Raw genomic sequence first — 11,005 nt, 5'->3', positions numbered from 1 at the left:
AGTGAGCGGCCTTCTTTTTTGTGCGGGTTTCGAGATGCTTAGAACTTCTCGATCTTCGCCTTGCTTTCCAGCTGTGCGCGGTACGCAGCGAAATCCTGCTGACCCGCACGCGACGCGAGGAATCGACGGTATTGCGCCTTTTCCGCATCAGTCGGTGCAGCAGCCTGATTCACGCCGTTGAGACGCACAATCACGAAGCTGCCATCGGCTGCAGTAATGCTGGCGAATTCCGGCTTGCCCTTGCCATCAGGCTTGGGCATGCGGAACAGCGTCTGCAGTACTTGAGGATCAACGCCTTCCTGACTGCGAGTGACTGCTTCCATCGATTTCCAGTCACGTCCATCCTGCTTCGCAGCCAACGGGATCTTGCCATCACGCAGCCCGGCCAGCAGAGCCTCGCCCTTGGCCTGGGCAGCAGCCGTAGCGTGCTCCTTGACCAGTTGAGCGCGAATCGAGCTGGCAACGCTCTCAAGCGGCAACTGCTGAGGTTGCAGGTGCTCTTTGGAGCGCACCACCACGACGGTCTCCGGATCCAGCTCCAGCGTGTTGCTGTTGGAGCCTTCTTCCAGCACTTCCGGGCTGAAGGCAGCCTGGATGACCGCGCGGTTGGCTGTAATACCCTCACCGCCTTCACGACCGAATGGCGCAGTGGTCTGAACCTTCAGGCCCAGATCCTGTGCCGGTTGAGACAGGTCGGACGATTCAAATGCAGAATCTTCCAGCTGCTTGGTCACTTCGACAAACTTCTGCTCGACCAGCTGCGATTTCAAATCGGTGGTCAGTTTGTCTTTCAGACTGGCAAATGTCGGCACCGATGGAGCCTCGACGCCCAGCAGCTTGATCAGGTGCCAGCCGAAGTCGGTACGCACAGGCTGCGACACCTGGTCCTTGTTCAAGGCATACAATGTCTCTTCGAACGCAGGGTCATAGACACCCTTGCCTGCGTAACCAAGATCACCGCCCTTGCTGGACGAACCAGGGTCCTGCGAATATTCCTTGGCCAGCGCCGCAAAATCTTCACCCTTGGCCAGACGCTGTTGAATTTCTTCAATCTTCGCCTTGGCCTGTTCGTCGTTCAGCTTGTCGTTCACCTCGATCAGGATGTGCGCAGCACGACGCTGTTCGGACAGATTGGCGATTTCTTTCTGATAAGCCGCCTGCAAGTCCTCATCCTTGACCTGCACCTTGTCGAAGAAAGACGACTTCTTCAATTCGATGTAATCAAGCACAACCTGCTCAGGGCTCATGAACTCCTTGGCATGCTGGTCGTAGTGAGCCTTGACTTCGTCGTCCGTCACTTTGACAGCCGTGGTATCGGCAGGCAGGGTCAGCGAAGCGAAATCACGGGTCTGCTTTTCCAGACGGGCAAAAGCGTCAACCTGTGCATCGGTGACGAAGGCACTGCCGGCAACACCTGCACGCACCTGACCGATGAGCATTTCCTGGCCAAGCATCTGGCGGAACTGCAGACGGCTGTAACCCAGCTGGCGAATCACCTGATCGAAACGGTCAGCACTGAACTTGCCATCGACCTGAAACTCGGGCGTCTGCAAAAGCTGCTGATCCAGTGCCGCGTCGGAAAACGAGAATTTCGCATCCGTTGCGCCTTGCAGAAGCAGCTTGCGGTCGATCAAACCTTTGAGGGCTGATTCACGCAACAGTTTTTCATCCAGCATCGCAGGATCGAAATCCTTGCCCAACTGCTGCGCGAGCTGCTGAGCCAACTGGCGGCGCTGCATGTCGACGGCCTGGCTCAACTCATTCTGAGAGATGTCCTCGCCGTTCACTTCAGCCGCGTTCTGCTTGTTGCTGGTAGCGGTAAACAACGCCTCGATGCCGGTGAAGGCCATCAAAGCGATGATGATTCCGATAATTGTCTTGGCAATCCAGCCTTGTGAATTGTCCCTGATGTTCTGCAGCATTGCGTCCCCCAAAACGGTTGAACTGACTAACCAACCGCGGAGCGTGGGTAGAAAGCGGATAGAAGAAAGGCGCATCCNNCTCCGAGGATGCGCCTTCTCGTAACTGACGGAGCGGTAGGGCTCGAACCCCTCGGTGTTGCAACCGAATGCACCACCACTCCGCTACTGGATCAGGACAGACCCGACCCAGCGGGCAAAGGCATCGAGAGGCTTAGTTGACAGCTTCTTTGAGGGCTTTACCGGCTTTGAAACCTGGTTTTTTAGCAGCAGCGATTTCCAGCGTCTTACCAGTCTGAGGGTTGCGACCGATGCGAGCAGGACGATCAGTCACGGAGAACGTACCAAAGCCAACCAAAACAACCGAGTCGCCAGCCTTCAGAGCGCCAGTGACGGATTCGATCACTGCGTCCAGCGCACGGCCAGCAGCAGCTTTCGGGATATCAGCAGATGCAGCGATAGCATCAATCAGTTCCGACTTGTTCACTCTAAGTCCCCTTATCTCTATATTGAGTATGTTTCTAAGTTTTAGGTGTTAAGCAAAACGAGCGCTGGAAGGCTTGCTGGTGCTTGCTTTAAAGAGCCGCTTTATAACAAGGGCTCTAAAAAGCTGTCAAGGAAGCCTGCCCAGTCTTAATGCGTGCTAATTCTGTCCTTAGAGTCAGACTCGCGTTTTTCTTCCTTTGCGACCAGATCTGTAGCCACGTCCGGCAACGGCTCCGGCGCGTATTGCAGCGCAATTTGCAGGACTTCGTCAATCCATTTAACGGGCTTGATTTGCAGATCCTGCTTGATATTGTCAGGAATCTCCTTCAAATCACGCACGTTTTCTTCCGGAATGATCACCGTCTTGATTCCGCCGCGATGCGCAGCCAGAAGTTTTTCCTTCAGGCCACCAATCGCCAGCACCTGCCCGCGCAGGGTAATCTCGCCCGTCATTGCCACATCGGCACGTACCGGGATCTGTGTAAGCGCCGATACCAGGGCAGTACACATGCCTACGCCAGCGCTTGGTCCATCCTTGGGCGTCGCGCCTTCCGGCATGTGGATATGCGTGTCGTGTTTCTCGTGGAAATCGGCTGGAATGCCCAGACTACGGGCACGACTGCGCACCACGGTCTGCGCGGCGGTAATGGATTCGACCATGACATCGCCCAGCGAACCGGTCTTGATCAACTGGCCCTTGCCCGATACAACCGCAGCCTCGATGGTCAGCAATTCACCGCCCACCTGAGTCCACGCCAGACCTGTGACCTGACCGATCTGATCCTGTTGCTCGGCCAGCCCGTAGCGGAATTTACGCACGCCCAGGAAGTGTTCGAGCATCTCGGCAGTAACCTGCACGGAGAAGCGTTTTTCCATGGCGTGTTCTTTGACCGCCTTGCGGCAAACCTTGGCAATCTGGCGCTCCAGACCGCGTACGCCCGCTTCACGGGTGTAGTAGCGAATGATGTCGCGGATTGCTTCCTCGTCGAACTGGATCTCGCCTTTCTTCAAGCCATTGGCCTGAATCTGCTTGGGCGAGAGGTATTTGACGGCGATGTTGATCTTTTCGTCTTCGGTGTAACCCGGCAGGCGAATGACTTCCATCCGGTCCAGCAAGGCTGGCGGAATATTCATCGAGTTCGACGTGCACAGGAACATTACATCGGAAAGATCGTAGTCGACCTCGAGGTAGTGATCATTGAAATTATGGTTTTGCTCAGGGTCCAGGACCTCAAGCAATGCCGACGCCGGATCGCCGCGCATGTCACTGCCCATCTTGTCGATTTCATCAAGCAGGAACAGCGGGTTGCGGACGCCCACCTTTGTCATCTTTTGTATCAATCTTCCTGGCATCGAACCGATGTAAGTCCGGCGATGACCACGAATTTCAGCCTCGTCACGCACGCCACCGAGTGCCATACGCACGAATTTGCGATTGGTTGCGTTGGCGATGGACTCGGCCAGGGAGGTTTTACCCACACCCGGTGGACCTACCAGACACAGCACAGGGCCCCGAATCTTCTTCACGCGCTTTTGCACGGCGAGGTATTCGAGAATGCGTTCCTTGACCTCGTCTAGACCATAATGGTCGGCATCGAGGATCGCTTCAGCGCGCGCAAGGTCCAGACGCACCTTGCTCTGGGCCTTCCACGGCACCTGAACCAGCCAGTCGATGTAGGAGCGCACCACAGTCGCCTCGGCCGACATCGGCGACATCTGCTTGAGCTTGTTCAGCTCGGCAGTCGCCTTGGTCAGAGCGTCCTTGGTCAGCCCGGCAGCATCGATGCGCTTTTTCAGCTCTTCAATTTCGTTATGGCCTTCGTCGCCATCGCCCAGTTCTTTCTGAATGGCCTTCATCTGCTCATTCAGGTAGTACTCGCGCTGGCTGCGCTCCATTTGTTTTTTCACACAACCGCGAATGCGCTTTTCAACCTGCAGCAGGTCGATTTCGGCATCCAGCAAGGCCAGCACGTGCTCGACACGGGCCGACAGGTCGATAATCTCGAGGATTTCCTGCTTCTGCTCGATCTTGAGCGCCATGTGCGCTGCCATGGTGTCAACCAGGCGACCGGGCTCATCGATGCTGTTGAGCGACGAGAGGACTCCTGCGGGGACTTTCTTGCCAAGCTGCACATACTGCTCGAATTGAGCCAGCAGGCTGCGCACAAATACTTCGGACTCGCGATCCGGCGCATCGACTTCGTCGATCAACGCGACGTCGGCGCGGTAATGGCCATCGACTTCGATGAAACGCTCTACCGAACCACGCTGCTCACCTTCGACCAGCACCTTGACGGTGCCATCAGGCAGCTTGAGCAGCTGCAGTACGGTGGCAATAGTGCCGACGTTGTACAACGCCTTTTCATCAGGATCGTCGTCAGCCGGGTTTCTTTGCGCGAGCAGCAGAATCTGCTTGTCGCCCGTCATTGCCGCTTCAAGGGCTTCGATAGACTTCTCGCGCCCCACGAACAGCGGGATAACCATGTGCGGATAAACCACGACATCACGCAATGGCAAGAGAGGCAATTCAATAGTGGTCTTCATGATTTCGCCTCTACGGCGGCCAATTGGCCGGGACAGATGGAATTAGCTTGAAGCCAAGATGGGGGTAGCGTCCAAAAAAAACAAGCTCTAGAGCCACGACCCGCCAAGATCAATTTCTTCATACAAAACGAATGAACGGCTGAAAAATGCAAAAGGGGGCCAAAAAGGCCCCCTTCCGTATTACTTCACACGCCCATACACCTGCGTGTGTTACGCGTCAGGGGCAACCTTGGCAGGCGGCTCACTGTTTTCGTAGATCAGCAGAGGCTTGGACGTACCATCGATAACGCTCTCATCGATCACCACCTTGCTCACGTCACTTTGCGACGGAATTTCGTACATGGTGTCGAGCAGCACGCCTTCGAGGATGGAACGCAAGCCACGGGCACCGGTCTTGCGCTCCAGCGCGCGACGGGCAACCGACTTCAACGCATCGGTGCGGAACTCGAGGTCCACGCCTTCCATCTCGAACAGCTTGGCATACTGCTTGGTCAGCGCATTCTTCGGCTCGGTGAGGATCTGTATCAAAGCAGCCTCATCCAGCTCGTCCAGCGTTGCAAGCACTGGCAGACGGCCCACGAACTCAGGGATCAGACCGAACTTGACCAGATCGTCAGGCTCGACTTCACGCAGGGACTCGCCAACCTTCTTGCCCTCCTCCTTGCTGCGAACCTCGGCGTTGAAGCCGATGCCGCCACGGGTGGAACGGTTCTGAATGACCTTTTCCAGGCCCGAGAAGGCACCACCGCAGATAAAGAGGATGTTGCGTGTGTCCACTTGCAGGAATTCCTGCTGCGGATGCTTGCGACCACCTTGCGGAGGAACGGAAGCCACGGTGCCCTCGATCAGCTTCAGCAAGGCTTGCTGCACGCCTTCGCCGGAAACGTCACGAGTGATCGAAGGGTTGTCGGATTTGCGCGAAATCTTGTCGATTTCATCGATGTAGACAATGCCCATCTGGGCCTTCTCGACATCGTAATCACATTTCTGCAACAGCTTCTGGATAATGTTTTCAACGTCCTCACCCACATAACCGGCTTCGGTCAGGGTGGTGGCGTCAGCGATGGTGAACGGCACATTGAGCAGACGGGCCAGTGTTTCGGCCAGCAGCGTCTTGCCGGAGCCCGTAGGGCCGATCAGCAGGATGTTGCTCTTGCCCAGTTCAACGTCGTCATTCTTCTTGTCGCGCTGGTTCAGACGCTTGTAGTGGTTGTACACCGCTACTGCGAGGACCTTTTTGGCACGTTCCTGACCGATTACATACTGGTCAAGGATGCCGCTGATTTCTTTAGGCGAAGGCAATTTATGCGCGCTGCTTTCGGCCTGTGCTTCCTGCACCTCCTCGCGGATGATGTCGTTGCACAGGTCGACGCACTCGTCGCAGATAAAGACCGAGGGGCCGGCAATCAATTTGCGCACTTCATGCTGGCTTTTGCCACAGAAGGAGCAATAGAGCAATTTGCCGTTGTCCTCGCCGTTGCGGGTGTCAGTCATTCGATCGATCCAATCCGGTAGGCTTGCAACACAAGATGAAGGCTATTGCGGGCTTTTTCAAGTCCGCAGGCGGTCGGTTGTGCCGACCCCCTACATTTTGAGCCGCTTAGGCAGGCATTTGACGCTTGTTGATCACGGAGTCGATCAGGCCGTATTCAGCCGCACGCTCTGCGCTCATGAAGTTGTCACGCTCGGTGTCGCGCTCGATGGTTTCGAGGCTCTGGCCGGTGTGATGCGCCAGCAGCGAGTTGAGACGATGACGAATGTGCAGGATTTCCTTGGCATGGATGTCGATATCCGACGCCTGACCCTGGAAACCGCCCAGCGGCTGGTGAATCATCATCCGCGAGTTGGGCAGGCAATGACGCTTGCCTTCTGCACCACCTGCCAGCAGGAATGCACCCATGCTGCAAGCCTGACCGATACAGATAGTCGAAACGTCCGGCTTGATGAACTGCATGGTGTCGTAGATCGACATGCCTGCTGTCACCGAACCGCCCGGCGAGTTGATGTAGAGATGGATATCCTTGTCCGGGTTTTCCGCTTCAAGGAAGAGCAGTTGTGCCGCGATAAGGTTGGCCATGTAGTCCTCTACCGGACCAACCATAAAGATGACTCGCTCCTTGAGAAGGCGCGAATAGATGTCATAGGCGCGTTCGCCACGGGCGGACTGCTCGATAACCATCGGGACCAGGCCGCCAGCGGCCTGGATGTCAGAGTTCTGCTGAATATAAGAATTGCGGGACATGTCCTGCATTCACTCCCAAATAGTCGAGTCTTGAATACGCACAAGCCAGCGCGAAGGCTGGCTTGTGGGTGTTTTCGCACGAAAAGAGAAATCAGTCGGCTTTTGGAGCTTCCACCGGCTTGACAGCTTCTTCGTAGGAGACCGATTTGTCGGTCACGCTAGCTTTCTGCAAAACAGTATCTACAACTTGCTCTTCAAGCACAACAGAACGTACCTCGTTCATTTGCTGCTCGTTCTTGTAGTACCAGGCAACAACCTGCTCAGGCTCCTGATAGGCGGATGCCATTTCCTGAATCATTTCACGTACGCGAGCATCATCAGGCTTGAGGTCGAACTGCTTGACGACCTCGGCAACGATCAGACCCAGCTCGACGCGACGCTTGGCCTGCTCTTCGAACAGCTCAGCCGGCAACTGGTCTGGCTTGATGTTGCCGCCGAACTGTTGAACAGCCTGGACGCGCAGACGGTTGACTTCGTTTTCCAGCAGCGCTTTAGGCACTTCGATCGGGTTGGCAGCCAGCAGACCGTCCATGACCTGATTCTTGACCTTGGACTTGATCGCCTGACGCAGCTCGCGCTCCATGTTCTTGCGAACCTCGGTGCGGAAGCCTTCGATACCGGTTTCCTTGATACCGAACTGCTTGAAGAACTCTTCGTTCAGCTCAGGCAGCTTTGGCTCGGAAACGGTATTGACGGTCACGGTGAACTCGGCAGCCTTGCCGGCCAGCTCAAGGTTCTGATAGTCCTCGGGGAAGGTCACGTTCAGAACGCGCTCTTCGCCAGCCTTGGCGCCAACCAGACCGTCTTCGAAACCAGGAATCATGCGACCGGAACCCAGCACCAGCTGGGTAGCCGTGGCAGAACCGCCAGCGAACACTTCGCCGTCGACCTTGCCCACGAAATCGATGTTCAGCTGGTCTTCGTTCTGGGCAGCACGGTCGGCCACTTCAAAACGAACGTTCTGCTTGCGCAGCACTTCCAGCATGTTGTCCAGATCGCTGTCCGCCACGTCGGCAGACAGGCGCTCTACGGCGATGGTGTCGAAACCGGCAACGGTGAATTCCGGGAATACTTCGAAAGTAGCCACGTATTCCAGGTCTTTGCCTTTTTCGAAAGATTTCGGCTCTACAGCAGGAGCACCGGCCGGGTTCAGCTTCTGCTCAACCACAGCTTCGTAGAAAGTAGCCTGAATCAGATCGCCCAGTGCTTCCTGACGTGCGCCGTCTTCATAACGCTGACGGATCACGCTCATAGGCACCTTGCCTGGGCGGAAGCCCGGGATCTTGGCTTTGCGTGCGGTCTGCTGCAGACGCTTGTTGACTTCAGTCTCGATGCGTTCGGCAGGCACGCCAATGGTCATGCGGCGCTCAAGAGCGGAAGTATTTTCAACAGAAACTTGCATGGATATTCCTCGTTGCACAGACGTTAGCCGGCCGTTTCCGACCCCAGAATCAAGGGCATGCATTCTAGTGGGTCAAACTCAAGAAGTCACCCTACTGAAAAAGGGTGGATTTATAGGACGAAAGCGGAGCGCTGCAGCGCAAGGAAGAAAAAAGCCTCACACCCTCGGCGACGCGTCTGGCACGGCCTCTATATAAAGAAGCATCAGCGCCGGAGACGACCGACTCCATCCAGGTAGCACGTCCCACTCGACCGACGGCGGCAAGCCACCGGCCCCGTGAAACGGTAAAGCGAATACGCTGAAACAAAAAAAGCCGCTTCACGCGGCTTGCAGCGACCCGGGCTTTCGCTTGAATCACTTCTGCTCTGGCGAACGGAGAACACAAAGAAATCTCCGCACACCTGCCATGCAAGGCTTCAGCCTCGAAGCCTGATGAATCAACGCACATTTTGCGCTGCTGATTCCATAGCGCCGGGCTGCTTGCAGCCTTATTCAACCCGGCGCGCATCGTACACAACGCAACCCACGCGCGCCACCCATTGCAAGCAATTGACGCGCCTGACAACTTTACTCTCGGATAAGCCCTACAACTTGTCACCCACCAGAGGCAAAAGCTGGCGTACGCTCAAACACCTTGCGGCAGCAGCCACACTGCGCACCACGGAAAGGCGGTGCAACTTACCGAGGTAACGCTTCTGACCTGCAACTCTGCACTACGCCATGATTAAAAAAGATTAACGACTGAGGAAGCAAACACCACAGTGACACGCTCGGCACGACCGCAATCATGCGGACCTCCCAACGCCAGGCCATGACGCCTCATCCTAAACCAGACACAACGTCGAAAACCGACCATCTTCCGCGTGACCATACCGGCCTCCGGCACCCGCCAACCTTGCGGCACAGCAAGGCCTGACGAGAGCCAGCACCTCCGCCGCACCCCTTTACTGCTTAGCCATCCGCTACATAATCCGACCACTGATTTCACCGCTGCTGGCAACAATAATGAAGCCTGCGCCACGAATGAACTGCACTGTTTTCGCACCACACCAGCAGCATCGCCCGAGCTCTTACACGCCAAGAAATCAATGCCCTTAAACATTGAAACCCGTCAGGAAAAACCATGTACAAGATGATTGCTGCACTTACTTTTCTCGCCATCACCTCAGCAACACTGACGGGGTGCAAAGACAAGGAGGGGAGCACGGGAAACGCAGCAGCCACTAAAACCACTTATTATTCTTCCTACAAATGCAACATTGACTCAATTGCCGGGAAGATCAGCCCGGGAACAGGAGCAAGCATTTACGTACCGCGGGGCGTCGCAATGTTCAACGGCTCGGTGATCACTGCGAACCAGGACGCTCCGAAAGAAATCAGACTTCGCCTGACCGGCTACAAAGGAAAGCCCACTACGTTCAAGGACCCGCCATCGTTGATCGAATTGACCTGGTGAAGACGTACAACAATGAAAAACTCCTGAAGTGAATTTTTTCGTTCACCGCAGATTTATCGTCAATGGAATCCGGCGGCTACAACGTCGTACTCGAGATCCCTGGAGCAAACCCACCTCTTCTGTGCCAGGGCAAGGTGTTGCTTGTCATCGAATAACTAGAAAGCCTGATGGCGAGACTGAGCCTCGACAATCTGGTAGCTTTCTTTTCCACTTCAACGCAAAAGCCCAGGCCGCTGGGGCTTTTTGGTTTCTGCCAGATGCAAAAACCGCCCAATGACGGGCGGTGCTGGTCAGTTTTTGCAGACTACCTGCGGAGGTGCCGCAGGTGTCAGCTTTTGGGGAATCACGATTGAAGTTCCGGGCAGAGACACGAGCTCGATGACTCCAAACATGCAAATAAGCGCTTGCTCACCATCGTTGCTTGATCTGCTACGTACCCCTACTAAAGCCTCGTAGTCCTTCCCTGGTTCCAGCCAGCACAGGACAAGTAAGTGCTGCCATTGCCACCAATCGTCGCGCCCAGGGTTGCAATTTGAAACGGGAGATCAGTCCTGACGCGATACTCGGTCACAACCTCTTTATAGACACCTTCGCCCATCCGGGTGGCTGGGACGTATTCAGTAAGCGTGGGCGCAACTCGCTTCGGCATGCGAACGCTTGCCGATTTCAGGGGGTACTGCGGATAGTTGATATTCGCCGTGCCGTCTCGCCCGAAACGTCCAGCATCAGCCATCTTGTGGCGGGTAGCAGGGGCACAACTACCCATAATGCTATCTCCATACACACTGGAGTTCGTGATAACGCGAACATGTGCCAAGTCTTCTGACTGAGCAGGCTCTTCGTAGGGCACTGAAGGTATTCAGGAGCAACCAGTAAGCGCTACAGCAAAAAAAATTACGAAAGTGACAGCCCGCATTACGATGTCCTTATGGAAGGTCTGAAAAAGCCTTTTCTTC

At 55.6% G+C, this 11,005-nt stretch carries 6 protein-coding genes and 1 pseudogene; 1 reads left to right on the top strand and 6 read right to left on the bottom strand.

Translation table 11 applies throughout. The annotated features are described in order from the left end of the window. Nucleotides 1-38: 38 nt before the first annotated feature. The 6 genes from ALO64_RS23290 to tig form a co-directional block, all read right to left on the bottom strand. Entirely contained in the window at nucleotides 39-1,922 is a 1,884-nt protein-coding gene (locus ALO64_RS23290; RefSeq protein WP_044344218.1) for a SurA N-terminal domain-containing protein, read from the bottom strand. A 211-nt stretch (nucleotides 1,923-2,133) separates the two neighbouring features. Beyond that, nucleotides 2,134-2,406: an HU family DNA-binding protein gene (locus ALO64_RS23285; protein ID WP_002552737.1), complete on the bottom strand. Its 273-nt coding sequence runs from the start codon at nucleotides 2,404-2,406 to the stop codon at nucleotides 2,134-2,136. A 146-nt stretch (nucleotides 2,407-2,552) separates the two neighbouring features. Then, entirely contained in the window at nucleotides 2,553-4,949 is a 2,397-nt protein-coding gene (gene lon, locus ALO64_RS23280) for an endopeptidase La (protein WP_044344217.1), read from the bottom strand. Nucleotides 4,950-5,159: 210 nt separating this feature from the next. Beyond that, on the bottom strand, nucleotides 5,160-6,443 hold the full coding sequence (clpX, locus tag ALO64_RS23275) for an ATP-dependent Clp protease ATP-binding subunit ClpX (RefSeq protein WP_002552735.1): 1,284 nt from the start codon (nucleotides 6,441-6,443) through the stop codon (nucleotides 5,160-5,162). 106 nt (nucleotides 6,444-6,549) lie between these two features. Beyond that, nucleotides 6,550-7,191, bottom strand: coding sequence for an ATP-dependent Clp endopeptidase proteolytic subunit ClpP (gene clpP, locus ALO64_RS23270; protein ID WP_002552734.1), 642 nt, complete (start codon nucleotides 7,189-7,191; stop codon nucleotides 6,550-6,552). A gap of 91 nt (nucleotides 7,192-7,282) precedes the next feature. After that, the gene (tig, locus tag ALO64_RS23265) at nucleotides 7,283-8,593 is read right to left on the bottom strand and encodes a trigger factor (RefSeq protein ID WP_002552733.1); all 1,311 of its coding nucleotides are present in this window, start codon (nucleotides 8,591-8,593) and stop codon (nucleotides 7,283-7,285) included. Nucleotides 8,594-9,716: 1,123 nt separating this feature from the next. On the opposite strand from tig, the pseudogene ALO64_RS23260 reads away from it, so the two are divergent. Next, nucleotides 9,717-10,204 (top strand): annotated as a pseudogene (locus ALO64_RS23260) (hypothetical protein). Nucleotides 10,205-11,005: the final 801 nt, after the last annotated feature.

This window comes from Pseudomonas meliae, from assembly GCF_001400515.1.
In the GTDB taxonomy this organism is placed as follows: Bacteria; Pseudomonadota; Gammaproteobacteria; order Pseudomonadales; family Pseudomonadaceae; genus Aquipseudomonas; species Aquipseudomonas amygdali.
The sequence above is the reverse complement of the archived record's forward strand: the minus strand, read 5'-3'. Positions and strand labels throughout refer to the sequence as shown.